General features: G+C 70.7%; 24 protein-coding genes. 17 read left to right on the top strand and 7 right to left on the bottom strand.

The features are described 5' to 3' along the window. Window positions 1-134 precede the first annotated feature (134 nt). From M1R94_RS12650 to M1R94_RS12630, 5 genes are all read right to left on the bottom strand, one after another. Complete coding sequence (locus M1R94_RS12650; RefSeq protein WP_249382064.1) at window positions 135-608, bottom strand: phage tail protein; 474 nt, start codon at window positions 606-608, stop codon at window positions 135-137. Then, complete coding sequence (locus M1R94_RS12645) at window positions 595-774, bottom strand: DUF6760 family protein (RefSeq protein WP_249382063.1); 180 nt, start codon at window positions 772-774, stop codon at window positions 595-597. Before M1R94_RS12645 ends, M1R94_RS12650 begins: the two co-directional genes overlap by 14 nt. A 3-nt stretch (window positions 775-777) precedes the next feature. Further along, window positions 778-1,281 carry a hypothetical protein gene (locus M1R94_RS12640; RefSeq protein WP_249382062.1) on the bottom strand — a complete coding sequence of 168 codons (504 nt, stop codon included), beginning with the start codon at window positions 1,279-1,281 and terminating at the stop codon, window positions 778-780. Continuing rightward, complete coding sequence (locus M1R94_RS12635; protein WP_249382061.1) at window positions 1,278-1,757, bottom strand: phage tail protein; 480 nt, start codon at window positions 1,755-1,757, stop codon at window positions 1,278-1,280. Before M1R94_RS12635 ends, M1R94_RS12640 begins: the two co-directional genes overlap by 4 nt. 62 nt (window positions 1,758-1,819) lie before the next feature. Beyond that, a complete protein-coding gene (locus tag M1R94_RS12630; protein WP_249382060.1) occupies window positions 1,820-3,388 on the bottom strand; it encodes a phage tail sheath family protein in 1,569 nt (522 codons plus the stop codon). Window positions 3,389-3,671: 283 nt separating this feature from the next. Here M1R94_RS12630 and M1R94_RS20785 point away from each other — a divergent pair, with 283 nt between their 5' ends. After that, window positions 3,672-6,284, top strand: a complete 2,613-nt coding sequence (locus M1R94_RS20785; RefSeq protein ID WP_249382059.1) for a LuxR C-terminal-related transcriptional regulator — start codon at window positions 3,672-3,674, stop codon at window positions 6,282-6,284. 73 nt (window positions 6,285-6,357) lie between these two features. On the opposite strand, the gene M1R94_RS12620 is transcribed toward M1R94_RS20785, so the two are convergent. Continuing rightward, window positions 6,358-7,815 carry a SulP family inorganic anion transporter gene (locus tag M1R94_RS12620; RefSeq protein WP_249382188.1) on the bottom strand — a complete coding sequence of 486 codons (1,458 nt, stop codon included), beginning with the start codon at window positions 7,813-7,815 and terminating at the stop codon, window positions 6,358-6,360. A gap of 428 nt (window positions 7,816-8,243) precedes the next feature. Here M1R94_RS12620 and M1R94_RS12615 point away from each other — a divergent pair, with 428 nt between their 5' ends. The 8 genes from M1R94_RS12615 to M1R94_RS12580 all read left to right on the top strand — a co-directional run bounded on the left by M1R94_RS12615 (window position 8,244) and on the right by M1R94_RS12580 (window position 17,577). Next, window positions 8,244-9,146 carry a diguanylate cyclase domain-containing protein gene (locus tag M1R94_RS12615; RefSeq protein WP_249382058.1) on the top strand — a complete coding sequence of 301 codons (903 nt, stop codon included), beginning with the start codon at window positions 8,244-8,246 and terminating at the stop codon, window positions 9,144-9,146. Window positions 9,147-9,212: 66 nt separating this feature from the next. After that, window positions 9,213-9,650: a MerR family transcriptional regulator gene (locus tag M1R94_RS12610; protein ID WP_249382057.1), complete on the top strand. Its 438-nt coding sequence runs from the start codon at window positions 9,213-9,215 to the stop codon at window positions 9,648-9,650. Then, window positions 9,647-11,239 (top strand): peptide chain release factor 3, encoded by a 1,593-nt coding sequence (locus M1R94_RS12605; protein WP_249382056.1) that lies wholly within the window; start codon window positions 9,647-9,649, stop codon window positions 11,237-11,239. The genes M1R94_RS12610 and M1R94_RS12605 overlap by 4 nt, the downstream gene beginning before the upstream one ends. Before the next feature lie 210 nt (window positions 11,240-11,449). Beyond that, entirely contained in the window at window positions 11,450-13,081 is a 1,632-nt protein-coding gene (locus M1R94_RS12600) for a ribonuclease J (protein WP_249382187.1), read from the top strand. A 170-nt stretch (window positions 13,082-13,251) separates the two neighbouring features. Next, window positions 13,252-13,944, top strand: a complete 693-nt coding sequence (locus M1R94_RS12595; protein ID WP_249382055.1) for a GntR family transcriptional regulator — start codon at window positions 13,252-13,254, stop codon at window positions 13,942-13,944. Next, window positions 13,941-15,467: an MmgE/PrpD family protein gene (locus M1R94_RS12590; RefSeq protein WP_249382054.1), complete on the top strand. Its 1,527-nt coding sequence runs from the start codon at window positions 13,941-13,943 to the stop codon at window positions 15,465-15,467. The genes M1R94_RS12595 and M1R94_RS12590 overlap by 4 nt, the downstream gene beginning before the upstream one ends. Beyond that, window positions 15,467-16,393: a methylisocitrate lyase gene (gene prpB / locus M1R94_RS12585; RefSeq protein WP_249382053.1), complete on the top strand. Its 927-nt coding sequence runs from the start codon at window positions 15,467-15,469 to the stop codon at window positions 16,391-16,393. The genes M1R94_RS12590 and prpB overlap by 1 nt, the downstream gene beginning before the upstream one ends. Window positions 16,394-16,431: 38 nt before the next feature. Then, window positions 16,432-17,577 (top strand): bifunctional 2-methylcitrate synthase/citrate synthase, encoded by a 1,146-nt coding sequence (locus tag M1R94_RS12580; RefSeq protein ID WP_249382052.1) that lies wholly within the window; start codon window positions 16,432-16,434, stop codon window positions 17,575-17,577. On the opposite strand, the gene M1R94_RS12575 is transcribed toward M1R94_RS12580, so the two are convergent. Beyond that, window positions 17,564-17,779, bottom strand: coding sequence for a hypothetical protein (locus M1R94_RS12575; RefSeq protein ID WP_249382051.1), 216 nt, complete (start codon window positions 17,777-17,779; stop codon window positions 17,564-17,566). The two genes, M1R94_RS12580 and M1R94_RS12575, sit on opposite strands and share 14 nt — an antisense overlap. Before the next feature lie 111 nt (window positions 17,780-17,890). On the opposite strand from M1R94_RS12575, the gene M1R94_RS12570 reads away from it, so the two are divergent. The 8 genes from M1R94_RS12570 to rpmF all read left to right on the top strand — a co-directional run bounded on the left by M1R94_RS12570 (window position 17,891) and on the right by rpmF (window position 20,417). Then, window positions 17,891-18,529 (top strand): nucleoside/nucleotide kinase family protein, encoded by a 639-nt coding sequence (locus M1R94_RS12570; RefSeq protein WP_249382050.1) that lies wholly within the window; start codon window positions 17,891-17,893, stop codon window positions 18,527-18,529. Further along, a complete protein-coding gene (locus tag M1R94_RS12565) occupies window positions 18,526-19,032 on the top strand; it encodes a metallophosphoesterase family protein (protein WP_249382049.1) in 507 nt (168 codons plus the stop codon). Before M1R94_RS12570 ends, M1R94_RS12565 begins: the two co-directional genes overlap by 4 nt. A gap of 105 nt (window positions 19,033-19,137) precedes the next feature. Beyond that, window positions 19,138-19,374 carry a 50S ribosomal protein L28 gene (gene rpmB, locus M1R94_RS12560; protein ID WP_249382048.1) on the top strand — a complete coding sequence of 79 codons (237 nt, stop codon included), beginning with the start codon at window positions 19,138-19,140 and terminating at the stop codon, window positions 19,372-19,374. Beyond that, window positions 19,374-19,544: a 50S ribosomal protein L33 gene (rpmG, locus tag M1R94_RS12555; protein WP_249382047.1), complete on the top strand. Its 171-nt coding sequence runs from the start codon at window positions 19,374-19,376 to the stop codon at window positions 19,542-19,544. Before rpmB ends, rpmG begins: the two co-directional genes overlap by 1 nt. A gap of 1 nt (window position 19,545) precedes the next feature. Continuing rightward, on the top strand, window positions 19,546-19,851 hold the full coding sequence (rpsN, locus tag M1R94_RS12550; RefSeq protein ID WP_249382046.1) for a 30S ribosomal protein S14: 306 nt from the start codon (window positions 19,546-19,548) through the stop codon (window positions 19,849-19,851). A gap of 10 nt (window positions 19,852-19,861) precedes the next feature. Next, window positions 19,862-20,128: a type B 50S ribosomal protein L31 gene (locus M1R94_RS12545; protein ID WP_249382045.1), complete on the top strand. Its 267-nt coding sequence runs from the start codon at window positions 19,862-19,864 to the stop codon at window positions 20,126-20,128. After that, window positions 20,125-20,247 (top strand): type B 50S ribosomal protein L36, encoded by a 123-nt coding sequence (gene ykgO / locus M1R94_RS12540; protein WP_249382044.1) that lies wholly within the window; start codon window positions 20,125-20,127, stop codon window positions 20,245-20,247. The genes M1R94_RS12545 and ykgO overlap by 4 nt, the downstream gene beginning before the upstream one ends. Next, complete coding sequence (gene rpmF / locus M1R94_RS12535) at window positions 20,226-20,417, top strand: 50S ribosomal protein L32 (RefSeq protein WP_465245964.1); 192 nt, start codon at window positions 20,226-20,228, stop codon at window positions 20,415-20,417. The genes ykgO and rpmF overlap by 22 nt, the downstream gene beginning before the upstream one ends. The last annotated feature ends 19 nt before the right edge of the window (window positions 20,418-20,436 follow it).

Raw genomic sequence — 20,436 nt, 5'->3', positions numbered from 1 at the left:
GACGGTGGTCCTGGGCCGGGCGCCAGGCACCGGACCGGGTCGGCGGAACCGCGCTCGCACGCTGCGTCCGAGCAGCGTGGCGGGGTTCGCCTCCCCGGCGGGAGGGGCGTCGGCGGCGCGACCGACGGTCTCGCTCATGAGGTCTTCGCCCGGAACCCGTTGTGGGCGACCTCGAGCTGCTCGACGAGCTGCTCGTCGCTGTCGACGCTGAACTCGGGGCCGGCCCAGCGCACGGCGAAGGCGTCGTCGAACTCCCAGGCCCGCAGGCGTTCGCCGGTGTAGCTCATCGCGGTGATGGCCGCGGTGCTCCGGACCACCTTGTTGCCGTTGGCCGCGAAGCCCTCACCGGCCGAGGTCGTCACCCACGCGAACAGCGCGTCGCTCGCGACCATGCCTCGGGTGAAGACGATGTTCGGCCAGCGCATGGTGCCCGGGAGCTTGTGCACGAACTGGTTCTGACCGCCCTCGACGTACTGCTCGATGTCGACCGTGAGCTCGAGGCCCTTGACCTCGCGGAAGGTGCCGATCTGCACGCCGTCGACCTCGAAGACGAACCACCCGGCGGTGGTCGGCTCGCCGCCGAGAGGCTGTCTCTCAGGAACCTCCACTGTCCCGCACCGCCTCCCACGCTCTTTCGTTCAAGGACGACACCGCCCGGACCATGCGCACACGATCCAGGTGCTCCAGGTCGAGCAGGTCGGACATCGGCCAGTGCAGGTGGTACGCGAGATAGGCGATCTCCTGCCAGATCGCCTCGGCCGGGTAGCGGAGCACAGGTCACCGACCGTCTTGCGGGATCTCCTCGATCGCCGCCCGGGTCGGCCGCGAGTACACCGGCTGCGCACCGACCGGGACCGGGGACTCGTCGGAGCCGAGGGAGGGCTGTTCCGCCGGCGGCACGGCCGGGGACGGTGCGGCCGGACCCTGCGTCGTGACCGGGGCGCCTGCATCCCGCTGTGCCGCGAGCAGCTCCTCGTACTCGGTCTGGCTGCCAAAGTTGATCACCCCGTAGAAGTCCTGGAGGAAGGCCAGGTCGGCTGCGAACAGACCTTCGACCTCGCGTGCCGTGACCATCGGGAGGGTGCCGAGCCGCTCGACGACACGAGCCAGGACGACGATCGTCAGGCGCGGGTCGTCCGGCCCGTCGATCATCGGGTCGCGCAGCGGCTCGAGCTCGTCGCGGGCGGTCGCCAGTCGCATCGTCCCCTCGCGGTGGACGACGCCCTGGGCATCGACGTAGCCGCGCGGCAGCGTGAAGTCGTAGCGGGTCTGCAGGGTCACTTGACCCGCTCGAGTCGCTCGATCACCAGCGTGACCGTCTCCTTGACGACCTCGGTGCTGTCGACACTGAGCTGGTCGGTCGAGATCTTGTTCGGCCAGGCGTTGAAGAAGTTGAAGCGGGCGACCTCGTTGCGGGCCGAGTCGTACAGGACGATGGACCCGTTCTTGCGCTGGCCCGCACGGTCGGTGGCCACCAGGCCGGTGCCGCGGATGTCGTTGAACCACTTCCAGAGCTTGTCGCTCGTGGAGTCGAGCGGGGCGACGCGGGTCAGGGTCAGGTCGGTGGTCTGGGTCGCGCTGCCCAGGCCCTTGACCTCCTGCAGCGCACCGCCCTTGCCCGAGACCTTCGAGCGACTCACGCTGACCTCGATGTCGAGGCCCGAGACGCTCATCAGGGTGGAGATGACCTCGCCGTCGACCTCCAGGAAGAAGTTCTGCGCGATGATCGGGTCATTGGTGAACAGTCCGTCGACCACTTGTGCTCCTCAGTTCAGATGATGGGGCCCGGCCGACGTCGGCCGGCCGGGCCGGGACGGGGTCAGGCCGCGGACTGCTTGGTCTGGCTGATGCGGAAGATCACGAACTCGGCAGGCTTCACAGGTGCGAGGCCGACCTCCACGATGAGCTTCCCGGCGTCGATCGACTCCGGGGTGTTGGTGGTCGCGTCGCACTTGACGTAGTACGCCTGGGCGGCGGATGCGCCGAACAGGGCCCCGGCCTGCCACAGGCCGTGCAGGTACCCGCTGAGGGTGCGCGAGACGCCCTCCCAGAGAGTCACGTCGTTGGGCTCGAAGACGGCCCACTGCGTTCCGTCCATGATGGTCGACTCGACCATGTTGAACAGCCTGCGGACGTTGATGTACTGCCAGTCGGTGTCCGAGGCCAGGGTGCGGGCACCCCAGATCCGGATGCCCCGGGTGCCGAACGGCCGGATGCAGTTGATCCCGATCGGGTTGAGCAGCGACTGCTCGTTCTGGGTGATCGCCCGCTCGACGTCGAGCACCCCGCGGATGGTGTCGTTGGCCGGGGCCTTCCACACCCCACGGGTGTCGTCGGTTCGCGCCCACACACCGGCGACGTGCCCCGACGGGGGGATGTAGACCTCGGCGTCGCCGTTGAGGCCGATCGGGTTCTCGACCTTGATCCACGGGTAGTAGAGCGTCGCGAAGGCCGAGTCGTACATGGCCGTCTCGCTGCGCCACTCCTTGATCTGCTGCGGTCCCATCCCGGGAGGGGCGTCCAGCAGGGCCATCCGGTTCGGGTGCAGCTCGCAGTGCGCGATGAGCGCGGTCTGCACGGCCTTCCACAGGTTCAGGTCGACGCTGCCGTCCTCGCGGGTGGCGGCGGTGACGAGGTCCGGGACGACGACCATCGTGACGTCCTCGGCGATGGCCAGGCCGTTGATGCCCGACCGGCTCGACTCGGAGCCGGCGAACTTGCGCCCGGTCACCGGGACGGCGACCGGGTCTGCCTTGTGCAGCGAGAACATGCCCGGCTTGAGCAGCTCGAGCTGGCTGCCCAGGTCCACGTCGGACTCGAGCGAGAGCTCGACCTTCACGTGGGTCGAGGTCTTGTTGATCACGGTCGCCGCGTCGCGGGGGCCGCCGAAGGTGAGGTCGGGGTAGGACTCGACGTCCTCGCCGTCGAGCACGATCGTCAGCGTGAACGGTGCGGGACCCTCGCTGTCCGGGTCCGCCTCGACGGTCTCGACGACCACCGTGATGTTCGCGTCAGGCGCGACGCTGGTGACCGTGAGAGGAAGGCCGAGGGAGCGGTCGGCGGCAGGAAGCGCGCGCTGCGCAGGCTCACCGGCCGGGGCCGAGTTCGGGACGCGGACGATGTAGGCGAGCGAGCCGCCGTTCTGGAAGAAGCCGAAGACCGAGAGCGGCAGGACCGCCCCGGCGACGAAGCTGCCGAACAGCTGCTCGAACTGGGTCCAGCTGGTCACCAGGCGCGGCGCGAGGCCCTCGGGGTCGTTGGGGTCGTCGAGCGGTGCCCGTTCGGTGAAGCCGACGAAGGCGGCGACGGCCGTCGGCGCGGACGCCAGGACCTTCTGCGAGGAGGGGACCTCCTCGACATAGACGCCTGGTGCGGTGTAGGTGGCCACGAGCTCTCCCTCGGTTCGCGCCCGCATCCTCGGTGCCGAGGCGCGGACCAAGTGATGGGGTGTCACCAGGAGACTAGGAACGGCACCGCACCGCCGACATCGGTAATCCCTACCGATGTTGTCCAGGCGCCAGGTGAGACCTGACTTTGGTCCCGTGCACAGGACGGGAGACGTCTGCTAATGCGCGACGTCTTTTGTGCCGAGGTACACCGGTAGTAGCGGAGAGCACGCTGCTGCCGGTGCCGTCGGCTGTCCGTCCCGCTCGATGACCTGGAGGACGCGCGTGTCGCAGATCATCGAACGGCAGGGGACGACCGTCCGAGCGCTGGAGATCCCGGTCGCGCTGGTCGACGGCCGGTGGCCGATCAGCCCGCGCCGGCGCGAGTCGGCGGCCATCAGGTCGGCCCTGGCGGCGGGTCGCAGCGTCGTGGTGGTCGGCGAGGCCGGCGTCGGCAAGACCTGCCTGGTCGACCAGACGCTGGCCGACGTCCCGGCCGCGGCGGGACGCCGCCTCATCACCCTCTCCGCCTCGGCGCTCGGCACCGACACGACGGTTCCCGGCGGGCCGTCCCGGATCCCGGACCTGGCACAGGGCGGGCGTAGCGGTGCCCGTCCGACGACCGTCCCCGCACCCCGCACGCCGCCGGACACGCGGACCGTGGTCCGGGTCGAGGACGCGCACCTGCTCGACCCGTCGACCGCCCAGGAGCTCGCCCGCCTGGCCCGCCAGGGGGAGATCCAGCTCCTCGCGACCTTCCGGGTCAGCGGTGCGAGCGCCTCGCCCTGGCTCGAGCTGTGGAAGGACGCCGTGGCCGACCGGGTCGACGTCGTCCCGTTGTCCCGGCCCGAGGTCCGTGACCTCCTGCAGGAGGCCTTGGGCGGGACGATGACGACCGAGACCTCCCAGCGGATCTGGGACCAGACGCTGGGCAACCCCTTCTACGTCCGCGAGCTGGTCCGCAGCGAGCTCGAGGCCGGCGTCCTGCAGCACCGCAACGGGGTCTGGGTCGGGCTGAGCGGCGCGGCACCGGGTGCACGGGTGGTGGACGTGGTGCGCAGCGACCTCGCACGCCTGTCACCGGCGGTCCGTGAGGCGCTCGACCTGGTCGCGCTGTCCGAGCCGGTCCCCGTCAACAGGGTGGTCCACCTGATCCAGGACGGTGCCCTCGACCGGCTCGTGCAGGATGGCCTCGTCACGGTCGGCCACCGGTCCCGGGTCGAGGAGGGTCTGGTCCCCACCGTGCGGGTCACCCCCCCGATGTACGGCGACGCGGTCCGTGTCCTGGTCCCGCTCGAGCGCCGCCGTCGGCTGCTCGCCGCGGTCCGCTCGTCCGCGGCGACGTCACCGGTACTCCAGCGTGAGACGCCGACCTCCCTGCTGCGGTCGGTCGTGTGGGCCCTGGAGTGCGGTGTCCGCGAGCCCCCCGCGCGACTGCGTCAGGCGATGGAGTCTGCCCTCGGCCTCTACCAGCCGGCGGTCGCCGTCCAGATCGGGCACGCCGCTCTCGAGCACAACCCCGAGTCCGGGGTCTTCCGGGCGCGGGTGCTGCTCCTGCGAGCCCAGGCCTGGCGCCTCATGGGGGACTCCTCCCGGGCTCTGCGGGACCTGGCCGAGGTGCCCCAGCAGCTGGCCGGCCCGTCCACGGGTGAGCACCGGATGCTGGCCATCCGGCTCGCGGAGCAGCACGCCGACCTCGCCCACCACCACGGCGACGACGTCGACGGCTCGCTCGCGACGATCGCGGAGCTGCGCAGGGAGCTCGACGCGGACGCCCACGAGCACGGGCCTGCCCTGGATGCGGCACGGCTGCTGCGGCTGGGTCGGGCAGGCCGCTTCGCCGAGACGCTCGAACCCTCGCTCTCGATCCTCGAGGCCACGCCCTTCCCGCGGATCGAGGCGCTGCGGCTGGGCAACCCGACGGTCCTGGCGCTGGGCCAGCACGGGCGTTTCGTCGAGGCGGACCTGCTCGCCCAGCGTCTGACGCGCGTCGCCGTGGCCCAGGCCGACCACGTCCCGTGGATGTCGGCCGAGATCGAGGTCGCGCAGTTCGTCGTCCTCGTCTGGGCGGGGGAGCTGCGCCGCGCCGAGGAGCTCATGGACACCCAGCACGACTCGGGGTTCACGGTCTTCCACGCCTTCGGCGACCTCGGCCGGGGTCTGCTGGCCGCCGGTCACGGGCAGTGGAGCGATGCCCGTCGCGAGCTGCACGCGGCCAACGCCCGCTTCGCACTGCTGGACCCCCACGGGATGGGGGCGTACGGCGCGGCCATCGAGTCGTTGGCGGCGGCCGCGGTGGGCGACGTCTCGGGGGCTCACCGCCTGATGGAGCTCGCGCAGCGCACACCGCTGCGGGTGTCGGGCTCGGTCGAGTCGGACGTCCGGCTGCACCTGCTCGACGCCGCCGCCTGGCTGCGGCTGCCCACGGTGGGACGGGACGCCCTGCGCCTGGCCGGCTGGAGCGCCGAGCACGACCTGCGTCGCCCCGAGCTCGAGGCTCTGCACCGGTTGCTCGTCGCCGAGCGGCAGCAGGGGCCCGTGACGTCGTCGGGGCACGCCGTGCTGGCGCGCATGCGGGAGCTCGCCCTGGTGGGACGGCGGCCCGAGGCGTTGGTGGCCCATGCCTCGGCCCTGGTCGACGGGGACGACCAGCTCGCCCAGATGGCTTCCCGCGAGCTCGCCCGCTGCGGCGTGTGGCTGCCGACCGGAGGCGACGGCCCCGGGCTGACGCGGCGCGAGCGGGAGATCGCCGGGCTGGCGGCCGGCGGGCTCAGCAGCAGGGCCATCGCGGAGCGGCTCACCGTCTCGGTGCGCACCGTGGACAGCCACCTCGCTCGGGTGTTCGCCAAGCTCGGGGTACGCAGCAGGCAGGACCTGGGCGCCGCGCTGCACAGCTGACCCCGTCCGGCCCCCGGTCGGTGCGGAGCCACCCGGCCCGGACGGCTCGTCGACACCGCTCGGACGGGACGGGTCAGTGGCCGGCGCCGAGCTGCCCTGCGAGCAGCCCGTGGCGTCTGGCGCTGTCGTCGTCGAGGTTGAGGATCGTGACGGTCTTGCCCTTGTTCGCGTACTTGGTCGTGATGGCGTCCAGGGTCGCGACGGTCGAGGCGTCCCAGATGTGGGCGCCGGACAGGTCGATGACGACGTTGGCCGGGTCGTCGTTGTAGTTGAACTGGTAGACGAGGTCGTTCGACGAGGCGAAGAACAGCTCACCGGTGACCGCGTAGACGCGGACGTCGTCGTCGACCTGGTCGATCCTGGTGACCTCGGTCAGGTGCGCCACGCGGCGCGCAAACGCCACCATCGCGACGACCACACCGGTGATGACGCCGTAGGCCAGGTTGTGGGTGGCGACGGTCACGCCGACGGTCGAGAGCATCACGATCATCTCGCTGCGCGGCATGCGCCGCAGGGTGCTGACCTGGATCGAGTGCCAGTCGAAGGTCGCGATCGCCACGAAGATCATCACGGCCACGAGCGCTGCCATCGGGATGACGGCCACGACGTCGCCGAAGCCGACGACCAGGATCAGCAGGAAGACACCCGCGAGGAAGGTCGAGATGCGCGTGCGTGCCCGCGAAGCCTTGACGTTGATCATGGTCTGCCCGATCATCGCGCAGCCACCCATGCCCCCGAAGAAGCCGGTGATGATGTTGGCGACGCCCTGACCCCAGCTCTCGCGCACCTTGTTCGAGTGCGTGTCGGTGACGTCGTCGACGAGCTTGGCGGTCATCAGGGACTCGAGCAGGCCGACCAGGGCCATGGTCAGCGCGAACGGGGCGATGATCTGGAGCGTCTCCAGGTTCAGCGGGACGTCCGGGACGAGCAGCGAGGGGAGGCTGCGGGGCAGCTCTCCCTCGTCACCCACCGTGGGGACCTGGAAGGCCATGAAGACCGTGGCCGTGGTGAGCACGACGATGGCCACCAGGGGAGCGGGGACGGCCTTGGTCAGGTACGGCAGGCCGAACACGATGGCGAGTCCGACGGCGACCAGGGGGTAGACCTGCCACGGCACGTCGATCAGGTGCGGCAGCTGCGAGGTGAAGATGAGGATGGCGAGCGCGTTGACGAACCCGACCATGACCGACCGGGGGATGAACCTCATCAGACGAGCCACCCCGATCATGCCCAGGACGACCTGGAGGATCCCGGCCAGGATGACCGTCGCGATGAGGTAGTCGAGACCGTAGGTGCGTGCGACGGGGGCGATGACCAGGGCGATCGCACCGGTCGCTGCGGAGATCATCGCCGGACGTCCGCCCAGGAAGGCGATCGAGACGGCCATCGTGAACGAGGCGAACAGGCCGACGCGCGGGTCGACCCCCGCGATGATCGAGAACGCGATCGCCTCGGGGATCAGCGCGAGCGCCACGACGAGCCCGGCGAGCACCTCGGTCCGCAGCTTCCTCGGTGAGCGCAGCGCGCTCATGACCGAGTTGGTCTCGTCGGCCTCGGGCACGCGGGGTACTGCACGGGTGGTCTCGGTCACGCGACATCCGTTCACTCGGGGGCGCGCGCGCCCCAGGGGCCGGCACAGGTGAGTGACCGGGGAGAGGGTGAGGGGGGCGCAGCACTGCGCGAGGGCTGGATCGGCGCCGGACTGTCGGCACGCTCGACCAGCAGGGACGATCGTACCTTGACGTGAGGGTCGAGTTGCTGCTGCGTCCAGCCGCTGGACCCGTCTGTGTAACGCACCGGCACCACCAGGTGGCCACGATCGAGTGATCTTCGTCGGCCGACCGGGGCATGATGGGCCTGACGGCCCCCACCCCCGCGCTGCTCGCAGTAGGTTGTCGCGACGGCTCAGGGTGATCTTGGCAGACCACCCGCTGCGAGAGGGTGCGACGAGGTGCCTTGGTGACCGGTGCGGGATCGGCGGGTGATGCGCCGGATGCGTTCGACGCGTGCCCGCTGGCGATCGTGGGCAGCGACACCGACGGGTGCGTGTCGTACTGGAACGCGTCCGCCGAGACCCTGTTCGGCATGCCCGCCGGGCGAGCGGTCGGGGCACGACTGGCAGACCTCTTCGTCCTGACCAACCGCGACCCGACCGGCCGTTTCCCCGAACGGGAGTGGGCCAGGATGAGCGACGGCGCGCTGCTCCCGGTCGAGTCGGTGCGCTGGGTCGCCCACGGCGCCGGCCCGACGACGATCTGGCTCCTGCTCCAGGACGCGCGTCACCGTGCCGCCTACGAGCACGAGCGTGACCGGACGGTTGCTCGCCTCTGGCGGCAGGCGCGTTCGGACCCGCTGACCGGGTTGGCCAACCGCTACGAGTTCGAGGAGCGGCTCGCCGAGGCGATCTCCGTGGAGAGCGGGACCCTGGTGGCCCTCGCGGTGATCGACCTGGACGGCTTCAAGCCGATCAACGACACCCACGGTCATGCCGTGGGTGACGAGGTCCTCGTCGGGGTCTCCGAACGGCTGCGGTCGATGACCCGGAGCACCGACACCGTCGCGCGTCTGGGGGGCGACGAGTTCGCGGTGCTGACCCGTTTGCGTGGTGGCAGGTCGCTCGAGCGCTTCACCGAGCGGATGTCGCGCGCCCTGTCCGGCGAGGTCGCCACCGCGGCGGGCCGGATCGCCGTGCAGGTCAGCGTGGGCGCGGCCCTCGCCGAGCCGGGGGCGGCGCCGATCGACCTGGTCCGGCGCGCCGACAAGGCGATGTACCTCTCCAAGATCACCAAGGGTCCCGGTGCGCAGTCGAGGCCCCCTCGTCGCCGAGGGGTCTCGACGGGCGAGCTCACGACCGTCACCTGAGCCCCGGCTGCCCCTCGTCCTGGTCGGCAGCAGGGGATCCCTCCCGTCACGGTAGACTCGACGGTCGTGGGGGAGACGGAGGCACCTGTGGGGTCGGACCAGAAGCAGATCGGTGAGGTCGCCGACCGTACCGGTCTGTCGCTCCGCACCATCCGGTACTACGAGGAGGTCGGGCTCGTCACCCCCTCGAGCAGGTCGCAGGGCGGTTTCCGGCTGTACTCGGAGCCGGACATCGCACGCCTCGAGCTCGTCAAGCGGATGAAGCCGCTGGACTTCAGCCTCGAGGAGATGCGTGACCTGCTGGTGCTGCTCGACTCGCTCGAGAAGGGCGGCTCGAGTGCGACCGAGGACGAGGCGCTCCTCGATCGGCTCGCGATGTACCGCCTGGCCGCCGAGGAGCGGTGCACGAGTCTGCGGGCCCAGCTCACATCGGCAGAGCAGTTCGCGGACAGCCTGCGCCGGGAGACCCGGCGCCGACGGAAGGTGATGGACCCATCTCGGTGACCGACCTGACCTCGCCTCCCGCGACGACCCGCGAGGCTGCCGCCCGACGGCGCAGCATCGCGGTGATCTCCCACCCTGACGCCGGGAAGTCGACCCTCACCGAGGCGTTGGCGCTCCACGCCCACGTGATCAACGAGGCCGGTGCGGTGCACGGCAAGCAGGGGCGCTCAGGCGTCGTCTCGGACTGGCTCGAGATGGAGCAGAAGCGCGGGATCTCGATCACCTCCGCCGCGCTGCAGTTCACCTTCGAGGACGTCGTGATCAACCTCCTCGACACCCCGGGCCACGCCGACTTCTCCGAGGACACCTACCGGGTGCTGATGGCGGTGGACGCCGCCGTGATGCTCCTGGATGCCGCCAAGGGCCTCGAGCCGCAGACCCTCAAGCTGTTCGAGGTCTGCCGCCGTCGGCAGATCCCCGTGATCACCTTCATCAACAAGTGGGACCGGCCCGGTCAGGATGCCCTGGCGCTGTGCGACGAGCTCGAGCAGCGGATCGACCTGCGGCCCACGCCTCTGACCTGGCCCGTGGGCGAGTCGGGCTTCCTGCACGGTCTCCTCGACTGCCGCACTCAGGAGGTGACCCTCTACCGCAGGGCCCCCGGAGGTGCTGCGTTGGCCGAGGAGGAGCACCTCACCCTCGAGCAGGCCACCCAGCGGCTGCCCATGGAGATGGAGGAGGCCACCGACTCGGCCTCCCTGCTGGGCCCCTTCGACCTCGAGTCGTTCCGCGCCGGCCAGTCCTCGCCGTTGCTCTTCGGAGCGGCGCTGAGCAACATCGGCGTACGCCAGCTGCTCGACGTCATCGCACAGCTCTCGCCCTCGCCCGCTCCTCGCGAGGACGTGACCGGAGACCTCCGGCCGGTCGAGGCGCCCTTCAGCGGGTTCGTCTTCAAGATGCAGGCCGGCATGGACCCGAGCCACCGGGACCACCTCGCGTTCGTCCGGGTGTGCTCGGGCGAGTTCCGCCGCGGCATGGTCGTGACCCACGCCGGGACGCGCCGACCGTTCGCGACCAAGTACGCGTTGTCGGTCTTCGGCCGGACCCGCGACGTCGTCGAGACCGCGTACCCGGGCGACATCGTCGGTCTGGTGAACGCCACCTCGTTGGCCGTCGGGGACACCCTGTACGACCAGGACGGTCCGCACGTGCAGTTCCCGCCGATGCCCGTGTTCGCCCCCGAGCACTTCATCTCGGCCCGCGTGGCCGATCCCGGCCGGTCCAAGCAGTTCCGACGGGGTATCGCCCAGCTCGAGCAGGAGGGCGTGGTGCAGGTCCTGGTCTCGGAGGCGCGCGGGGACGGCGCGCCGATCCTCGCCGCGGTCGGCCCGTTGCAGTTCGAGGTCGCGGCGTTCCGGATGGAGCACGAGTTCAACGCGGAGATCCGCACCGATCGCCTCGAGTACTCGCTCGCGCGGCTCGTCGGGGACGGGGACGCCGCACTGCTCGCGGGACGCCACGGGGTCGAGCTCGCACGCCGCGCCGACGGCACGATGCTGGCCCTGCTGCGCGACAAGTGGCGCCTGGGATCCCTTGAGCGCGACATCCCCGAGCTGACCCTCACGGCGCTGCCCGGCTCGTCGACCTGAGAGGTGCCGAGGGCGCGGCGCCCACCAGCGCGCGGCCGGCGCCCAGCACGAGCCCGAGACCTGTTCGGTGGGAGGCTAGGACCAGAGAACGTCGTACGACCACTGATCCACCCAGGGCGACACCGCCCTCGATCCTCATGGAGGCCTGATCCCGTGCAGTTCGCACACACGCTAGAGCTGAGCACCCCCCCGCCCGTCCCTCGCGGGGCGATGCGCATCACCCCGCTGGGTGGCCTGGGTGAGATCGGCCGCAACATGACCGTCTTCGAGTTCGAGGGAAAGCTCCTCGTCGTGGACTGCGGAGTCCTGTTCCCCGAGGAGCACCAGCCGGGCATCGACGTCATCCTCCCCGACTTCACCTCCCTGCGGGACAGGCTCGGAGACATTGTCGCGATCGTCCTGACCCACGGGCACGAGGACCACATCGGCGGCGTCCCGTACCTGCTCAAGGAACGCGCTGACATCCCGGTGATCGGGTCGGAGCTCACCCTCGCGTTCATCGACGCCAAGCTCAAGGAGCACCGGATCCGGCCGAAGACGGTCAAGGTCGCCGCGGGTGACACCCACAAGGCAGGCCCGTTCGGCCTGGAGTTCGTCGCCGTGAACCACTCCATCCCGGACGGTCTGGCCGTGGCCATCCGCACCGGTGCCGGCATGGTCCTGAACACCGGTGACTTCAAGATGGACCAGTTCCCGCTGGACGACCGGATCACCGACCTGCGCCACTTCGCCCGTCTCGGCGAGGAGGGGGTCGACCTCTTCATGACCGACTCGACCAACGCCGAGGTCGCCGGTTTCACGGTCTCCGAGCGCGAGCTCACCCCCGCGATCGACCAGGTCTTCGCGACCGCGCCGCGTCGCATCATCGTGTCGAGCTTCGCGAGCCACGTGCACCGCATCCAGCAGGTCCTCGACGCAGCCAGCCGCAACGGGCGCAAGGTCGCCTTCGTCGGGCGTTCGATGGTGCGCAACATGGGGATCGCCCGTGACCTGGGATACCTGAACATCCCTCGCGGTCTGGTCGTGGACTTCAAGAAGCTCGAGTCGATGCCCGACGACAAGGTCACCCTGATCTGCACCGGTTCGCAGGGCGAGCCGATGGCGGCGCTGGCGCGGATGTCCAACGGCGACCACCAGATCCGGGTCGGCGAGGGCGACACGGTGCTGCTCGCGAGCTCCCTCATCCCGGGCAACGAGAACGCGATCTACGGGATCATCAACAAGCTCACCGACCTGGGCGCGAAGGTCGTGCACAAGGGCAACGCCAAGGTGCACGTCTCGGGCCACGCGAGCGCCGGTGAGCTGATCTACTGCTACAACATCGTCAAGCCTCGCAACGTCCTGCCGATCCACGGTGAGTCCAAGCACCTGCACGCCAACGCCGAGCTCGCGGTGCGCACGGGTGTCCATCCCGACCGGGTGATCATCGGCCGCGACGGTGTGACGATCGACCTGGTCAAGGGGCGCGCGACCATCTCGGGACAGGTCCCCGCGGGCCTGGTCTACGTCGACGGCCAGACCGTCGGGCGTGCGACCGAGGACACCCTCAAGGAGCGTCGTCTGCTGCGCGAGGGCGGGGTGATCACCGTGGTGGCGTTGGTCGACACGACCACCACGACGCTGGCCGAGCCCCTCGAGTACCTCACGCGAGGCTTCGTCCACGACGACCACACCTTCGACGGGGCGACCGCCGAGGTCGAGAAGGCCCTCGACCGTGCCGCCGAGCAGCGGACCACGGACATCGACAAGCTGGAGGGGGTCATCGCGAACGCCGTCTCGCGCTACATCCAGCGCACCTACCGGCGTGAGCCGGTTGTCATCGCGATCGTCGTCGACGCCTGAGCCCGCTCGCCGTCCTGGAGGCCCGCTGACGCCGGGTCCCCAGGGCGGCGTCGGCCGCCCACTGCGCTGCATGCAACAAGGCCCCGTCTGCAAGGTCACACCCCGCGGAACCGCGGCCGATCCCTCCCGTTGTATACAAAACCGCTGACTCTCGGCGTAGTGTGGCCAGCATGCGCGCCAGCGACCGGGTCTACGAGTCCCTGCGGGAGGACATCCTCGCCTGGCGGCTCGTCCCGGGCACCGTGCTGAGCGAGGTCGAGCAGGCCGCCCGGCTGGGCGTCTCACGGACACCGTTGCGTGAAGGCCTGCGGCGCCTCGCCTCGGACGGGCTCGCCGTCGTCGGCAAGGGCCGGACGCTCGTCGTCGCAGAGCTCGCCGCGAACGACGTCCGTCATCTGTTCGAGCTCCGTGAGGCGCTCGAGACCCAGGCCGCCCGGCTGGCCGCACGTCGACGCCGGGCCGGGGTCTTCGAGGACCTCTGCGCACGGTTCGCCCGTGCCGACGAGCTGCTGACCGACCAGGACCCCACCCGCTCGGCGTACTACCTCCTGGTCGCCGACCTCGACGCGGCGATCGACGCGGCCGTCGACAGCCCGTACCTGCTGCGGTCCCTGCAGGGGCTGCGCACCCACGTCGCCCGGGCGCGACGCCTCTCCCGGGACGACACCCCGCGCCTGCTGCAGGCCGCCCAGGAGCACCTCCTGATCGCGCAGGCCGTTCTCGACAGGGACGAGACCCTGGCCGCCCAGGCCACGGCCGTGCACCTGCGTCGGAGCCTGGCGACCATCCTGGCGAGCCTCGGCGACCGACCGACCTCGCCCTGGCCCGACCCACCCGCTACGGCCCTTGGAGTCCTGACGTGATCACCCACACCGTCCGCGTGCACCCGAGCTCGGCGAACCTGGACCGCCGCGAGCAGCTCGCGTGGCGGCTCGCCGAGCTGGCGGCCGACCCCGTGGCGGTCGATCCCGAGGTGACCGACATGGTGGTCAACCGGGTGATCGACAACGCTGCGGTCGCCACGGCGTCACTGGTGCGCGCACCGGTCGCGGCCGCCCGGAGCCAGGCCCTGGCCCACCCGTACTCGCCGGGGGCGACCGTGCTCGGTGCCGGCCGCGAGACCCGGGTCAGCCCTGAGTGGGCGGCATGGGCCAACGGTGTGGCGGTGCGTGAGCTCGACTACCACGACACGTTCCTCGCCGCGGACTACTCGCACCCGGCCGACAACATCCCGCCCGTCCTGGCCGTCGCCCAGCACCTCGCTGCGCGGCGCGACCTGACCGGCGCCGACCTCGTGCGCGGGATCGTGACGGGCTACGAGGTCCAGGTGGACCTCGTCCGCGCGATCAGCCTGCACCGGCACAAGATCGACCACGTCGCGCACCTCGGCCCCTCGGCGGCCGCCGGGATCGGCAGCCTGCTCGGTCTTGACCCCGAGGTCGTCTTCCACGCCATCGGCCAGGCGCTGCACACCACCACCGCCACCCGGCAGTCACGCAAGGGGGAGATCTCCACCTGGAAGGCCTACGCCCCGGCCTTCGCGGGCAAGGTCGCGGTCGAGGCCGTCGACCGCGCGATGCGCGGGCAGACCTCCCCGACCCCCGTCTACGAGGGGGAGGACGGCGTGATCGCCTGGTTGCTCGACGGGCCCGACGCGGCCTACGAGGTCACGCTCCCCGGCCGCGGCGAGGCCCGGCGCGCGATCCTGGACACGTACACCAAGGAGCACTCGGCCGAGTACCAGGCGCAGGCGCTGATCGACCTGGCGCGCCGGCTGGGGACCGAGCACCCCGAGCTGCGCGACCCGGACGTCGTGGAGGGCATCGTGATCCGCACGAGCCATCACACCCACCACGTGATCGGCTCGGGGGCGCGGGACCCGCAGAAGTACGAGCCCACGGCCTCCCGCGAGACCCTCGACCACTCCATCCCCTACATCTTCGCGGTGGCGCTGCAGGACGGTGCGTGGCACCACGTGGACTCCTACCGACCCGAGCGCGCGTCACGCGAGGACACCGTCCGGCTGTGGCGGTCGATCACCACCGCGGAGGACCCTGCCTGGACGCAGCGCTACCACTCGACGGACCCTGGGCAGAAGGCCTTCGGCGGCCGGGTCGAGGTCACGCTGAGGGACGGTCGCGTCGTCGTCGACGAGCTCGCGCTGGCCGACGCCCACCCGGCAGGTGCCCGACCCTTCGCCCGCCCGCAGTACGTGGCCAAGTTCCGCAGCCTGGCCACGGACGTCCTGGGGGATGAGGAGGTCGAGCGCTTCCTGGACGTCGCCCAGCGGCTGCCCGAGCTCGCCGCCGGCGAGCTCGCCGACCTCACGGTGCGTGCCCCCGCGGACCTGCTGCGCACGGCCGTCGTCCCCGAGGGGATCTTCTGATGCTCTACGCCCGGACCGATGCGGCCACCAAGCGGGCCCGACTGCGCGCCAGGCTCGCCACAGGTGAGCTGCTGCACTTCCCGGGGGCGTTCAACCCGCTGTCGGCGCGGCTCATCCAGGACAAGGGGATGGACGGTGTCTACATCTCGGGCGCTGTGCTCTCGGCCGACCTGGGGCTGCCGGACATCGGTCTGACCACCGCCACCGAGGTCGCCGACCGCAGCCGCCAGATCGCGCGGGTGACCGACCTGCCCGCCCTGGTCGACGCGGACACGGGGTTCGGCGAACCGATGAACGTCGCCCGCACCGTGCAGGCCCTGGAGGACGCAGGGGTCGCGGGGCTGCACATCGAGGACCAGGTCAACCCCAAGCGGTGCGGGCACCTGGACGGCAAGGCCGTCGTCGACACCGACACGGCCGTCCGCAGGATCCGCGCGGCGGTCGACGCCCGGCGTGACCCCGCGCTGCTGATCATGGCGCGGACCGACGTGCGGGGCGTGCACGGGTTGCCAGCGGCGCTGGACCGGCTGCGGCACCTGGTGGACGCGGGCGCCGACGCGGTGTTCCCCGAGGCGATGCGGGACCTCTCCGAGCTCGAGGCGGTCCGCGCCGCGGTCGACGTGCCGCTGCTGGCGAACATGACCGAGTTCGGCAAGTCCGAGCTCTACTCCGCAGGTCAGCTCGCGGACGTCGGCGTGAGCATCGTGATCTACCCGGTCTCCCTGCTCCGTCTGGCGATGGGCGCGGCCGAGCGAGGGCTGGACACGATCCTGCGCGAGGGGTCGCTCGCCTCCGAGGTGCCCAGCATGCAGCACCGGTCCCGGCTCTACGAGCTGCTCGACTACGAGGGCTACAACCACTTCGACTCCGCGATCTTCACCTACGACCCCACCAGTCCTGACGGACCGCCCGACGCCGTCGGGTGACCGTCGGCCGACCGTCGCATGACCGCAAAGGAGCGAGCATGACCGAGACCGAGATCCGCAAGGGCCTGGCCGGTGTCGTCGTCGACACGACCGCCATCTCCAAGGTCACCCCGCAGAGCAACTCGCTGCTCTACCGCGGGTACCGCGTGCAGGACCTGGCCGCGGCCCACTCCTTCGAGGAGGTGGCCTGGCTGCTGTGGCACTCCGAGCTGCCCACCGCCGCCGAGCTGGCCGCGCTCCAGCAGGCCGAGCGCTCCCAGCGTGCGCTGCAGCCCGAGGTACGTGCGGTGATCGACGCACTCCCCACCTCGGCCCACCCGATGGACGTCCTGCGGACGGCGATCAGCGTGATCGGCGCCCACGACCCCCGTACGGACGACGCCTCGTCCGAGGCGAGCCTCGCGACGTCGGTGCGGCTCTTCGCGCAGATCCCCGCGGTGGTCGCCTACGACCAGCGCAGACGGCGGGGCCAGGACCTCGTGCCCCCGCGCGACGACCTCGACCACTCGCAGAACTTCCTGCACATGACCTTCGGCGAGGTGCCCGCCCCCGTGGTCGCCGACGCGTTCCGGGTGTCGATGATCCTGTACGCCGAGCACTCGTTCAACGCCTCGACCTTCACCGCGCGGGTCATCACCTCGACGCTCTCCGACCTGTACTCGGCGGTGGTCGGGGCGGTGGGTGCCCTCAAGGGCCCGTTGCACGGTGGTGCCAACGAGGCGGTCATGCACATGTTCGACGAGATCGGCACGGCGGACCGGGCCGAGGCCTGGCTCGACGAGGCGCTCGCCGCCAGGCGAACGATCATGGGGTTCGGCCACCGCGTCTACAAGCACGGGGACTCGAGGGTCCCGACCATGAAGGCCGCGCTGGACGGCCTCGTCGCCGAGTACGACCGTGCGGACCTGGGCGACCTGTACGCCGCGCTCGAAGGAGCGATGGTCGCTCGCAAGAGCATCCTGCCGAATCTCGACTACCCCTCGGGCCCTGCCTATCACCTGATGGGTTTCGACACCCTGACGTTCACCCCGCTCTTCGTGGCGAGCAGGGTGGTGGGCTGGACCGCCCACATCATGGAGCAGCGTGCTGCCAACGCACTGATCCGGCCGCTGAGCGCGTACGACGGACCGCAGGAGCGAGACCTGCGAGCCACCCCGGTCCCCGGGGGCCTCAGCTCGGTGTGATCTGCAGGGGGAGAAGGAAGCCCAGGCTGCTGACCCCCAGGCCCACCAGGAAGAGCAGACCCGAGTCGATCTCGACGGACAGCGCCATCAGGTAGAAGCCCCCGACCAGCAGGACCGCACACATCACGAACAGCAGGACCCCGCTGGTGGGTGGGTGCGTCCCGGTCACCGGCTGACGGTCGGTCAGGTCGTGCTCGCTCATCTGGGCCTCCTGGGTCGGCGTCCCCACGTGCAGGGGGTGCAGCTCGGCTCTCCACGGTACGTTCTGCGGCCGCGACCTGCTCGTAGAGTCCGGGACGCGCACACTGGACGGGTGCGCGTGCGTCCCCGGTCCCCGAGTGCCGTCGTCGACCACGTGGTCGAGCGGGCGGTCTCGATGAGCGGCTCGGGGCGGTTGCGGGTCGCTGTCGACGGCCCGGCGCCCTCCCTCCCGGACGAGCTCGCCGACTCCCTCGTCGCGCCGCTGCGTGCAGCCGGCAGGCCGGTGGTCCGGGTCTCAGCGGTCGACTTCCTGCGCCCGGCGTCGCTGCGGTGGGAGCACGGTCGTGACGACCCTGACGCCCTGTACGAGGACTGGCTGGACACGGACGCACTGAACCGCGAGGTGCTGCTACCGCTGGGCCCGCAGGGTTCGGGAAGGTACCTCCCGTCCCTGTGGGACGTCGGGCGTGACCGCGCCACGCGAGCGGCGTACGAGCAGGCGCCACCGGCGACGGTGCTCGTCCTGGACGGCGCCCTGCTGCTGGGGCGTGGGCTCGAGCTCGACCTGACAGTGCACCTGTCGTTACGGCCGGACACCCTTGCCCGTCGTACCCCCGAGCAGGACGGGTGGACCCTGCCGGCCTTCGGACGCTACCGCGACGAGGTCGATCCTGAGCGGGTCGCAGACCTGGTCGTCCGGGTCGACGACCCCCGGCACCCGGCCGTGGTCGAGCGGGGTGCGGGGCGATGACGACCCGGCTGCTCCTCCTCGCCGACACCCACTGGCCCCGACGAGCCCGGCAGCTGCCCGACGAGGTCTGGGCCGAGGTCGATCGGGCCGACGTGGTCGTGCACGCGGGGGACTGGGTCGAGGTCGGGCTGCTGGACGAGCTCGAGCGCCGCGCTCGGCGGGTGCTGGCCTGCTGGGGGAACAACGACGGGCAGGAGCTGCGTGCCCGGCTCCCCGAGGTCGCCCGGGAGACGATCGAGGGTCTCCGGTGGGCGGTGGTGCACGAGACCGGCGCCGCAGCGGGACGTGAGCGCCGGATGGACGCACAGCTCCCCGAGACCGACGTCCTGGTGTTCGGCCACAGCCACATCCCGTGGGACTCGGTCAGCCCGGGTGGGATGAGGCTGCTGAACCCTGGCTCGCCGACCGACCGGCGACGGCAGCCGCACCACACGTGGATGACCGTCGAGGTGGGTCCGGGCCTGGGGCCAGCAGCGATCGAGGTCACCCTGCACCACCTCTGAGGTGCTGGTCCGCGCCCGAGGACGAGTTGACGAGAATGAGTATCAATACCTATTGTCGTCCGGTCGGCACCCGTCGGCAGCACCCACCTGCTCAAGGAGTCGCCCATGGCCGCCGTCTGCCAGGTGCTGGGGATCACCCCGGGCTTCGGCCACTCGATCTCCCACTCGCACCGCAGGACGAAGCGCCGGTTCAACCCCAACATCCAGCGCAAGCGCTACTGGGTCGCGACCCTCGGCCGCCACGTCACGCTCGACGTGAGCACCCGTGCGATCAAGACCATCGACCGCCGGGGGATCGACGTCGTGGTCGCCGAGCTCCGCGCGCGAGGGGTGAAGGTCTGATGGCCGCACGGCGCCAGGACCTGCGCCCGGTGATCAAGCTCCGCTCGACCGCCGGCACCGGATTCACCTACGTGACGCGCAAGAACCGTCGCAACACCCCCGACCGGCTCGTGCTGAGCAAGTTCGACCCCGTCGTGCGTCGGCACGTCGACTTCCGTGAGGAGCGCTGAGATGGCCAAGACCAGCAAGATCGTCCGCAACGAGCAACGCCGTGAGGTCGTCGCGCGCTACGCCGACCGGCGCCGCGATCTCAAACGGGCCTCGGTGGACCCTGCCGCGAGCAGCGCCGAGCGCGCCGAGGCGATGCGTGCCCTGCACGCCCTGCCGCGCGACGCGAGCCCGACCCGGCTGCGCAACCGCGACGTCGCTGACGGCCGCCCCCGCGGTCACCTGAGGACCTTCGGGCTCTCGCGCATCCGCTTCCGGGAGATGGCCCATCGCGGCGAGCTCCCGGGCATCACCAAGTCCAGCTGGTAGGAGAAGTGACATGAAGCAAGGGATCCACCCGGACTACCACCCGGTCGTCTTCCGGGACGTCTCGACCGGGTTCGCCTTCCTCACCCGGTCCACCGTGCGATCGACCACGACGATCGAGTGGGAGGACGGCGGCACCTACCCGGTGGTCGACGTCGACGTCTCGAGCACGAGCCACCCCTTCTACACCGGCCAGACGAGGGTTCTGGACACCGCTGGCCGGGTCGAGAAGTTCCGCCGACGCTACGGCCTCGAGCCCACCGGGGCGGGTCCGTCATGAAGGTCCGTGCCTCGTTGGCCTCGCTCAAGAAGAAGGACGGCTCGATCGTCGTCCGGCGGCACGGCAAGACCTTCGTCATCAACAAGAAGAACCCTCGATGGAAGGGACGGCAGGGCTGATGGCGGTTCCCAAGAGGAAGATGTCCCGCAGCCGCACGCGATCACGGCGCGCCCAGTGGAAGGCCACGGCCGTCGAGCTCGTGACGGTGCAGACTGCTACGGGCGAGGTCCGAGTGCCCCGCCCACTCGTCCGCGCAGTCCAGCGCGGTCTGATCACCGTCGACCCGTGAGTCGACCCACCCGAGGAGA

The organism is Actinotalea alkalitolerans (assembly GCF_023369855.1).
In the GTDB taxonomy this organism is placed as follows: Bacteria; Actinomycetota; Actinomycetes; order Actinomycetales; family Cellulomonadaceae; genus Actinotalea.
This window is presented reverse-complemented; position numbering and strand designations above follow the sequence as displayed.

Coding starts and splice junctions, on each gene's coding strand:
- M1R94_RS12620 (WP_249382188.1), bottom strand. CDS start 7,815: ATGAGCGCGCTGCGCTCACCGAGGAAGCTGCGGACCGAGGTGCTCGCC.
- M1R94_RS12600 (WP_249382187.1), top strand. CDS start 11,450: ATGCGCATCACCCCGCTGGGTGGCCTGGGTGAGATCGGCCGCAACATG.
- M1R94_RS12595 (WP_249382055.1), top strand. CDS start 13,252: ATGCGCGCCAGCGACCGGGTCTACGAGTCCCTGCGGGAGGACATCCTC.
- prpB (WP_249382053.1), top strand. CDS start 15,467: ATGCTCTACGCCCGGACCGATGCGGCCACCAAGCGGGCCCGACTGCGC.
- M1R94_RS12580 (WP_249382052.1), top strand. CDS start 16,432: ATGACCGAGACCGAGATCCGCAAGGGCCTGGCCGGTGTCGTCGTCGAC.
- M1R94_RS12575 (WP_249382051.1), bottom strand. CDS start 17,779: ATGAGCGAGCACGACCTGACCGACCGTCAGCCGGTGACCGGGACGCAC.
- M1R94_RS12565 (WP_249382049.1), top strand. CDS start 18,526: ATGACGACCCGGCTGCTCCTCCTCGCCGACACCCACTGGCCCCGACGA.
- rpmB (WP_249382048.1), top strand. CDS start 19,138: ATGGCCGCCGTCTGCCAGGTGCTGGGGATCACCCCGGGCTTCGGCCAC.
- rpmG (WP_249382047.1), top strand. CDS start 19,374: ATGGCCGCACGGCGCCAGGACCTGCGCCCGGTGATCAAGCTCCGCTCG.
- rpsN (WP_249382046.1), top strand. CDS start 19,546: ATGGCCAAGACCAGCAAGATCGTCCGCAACGAGCAACGCCGTGAGGTC.
- M1R94_RS12545 (WP_249382045.1), top strand. CDS start 19,862: ATGAAGCAAGGGATCCACCCGGACTACCACCCGGTCGTCTTCCGGGAC.
- ykgO (WP_249382044.1), top strand. CDS start 20,125: ATGAAGGTCCGTGCCTCGTTGGCCTCGCTCAAGAAGAAGGACGGCTCG.
- rpmF (WP_465245964.1), top strand. CDS start 20,226: ATGGAAGGGACGGCAGGGCTGATGGCGGTTCCCAAGAGGAAGATGTCC.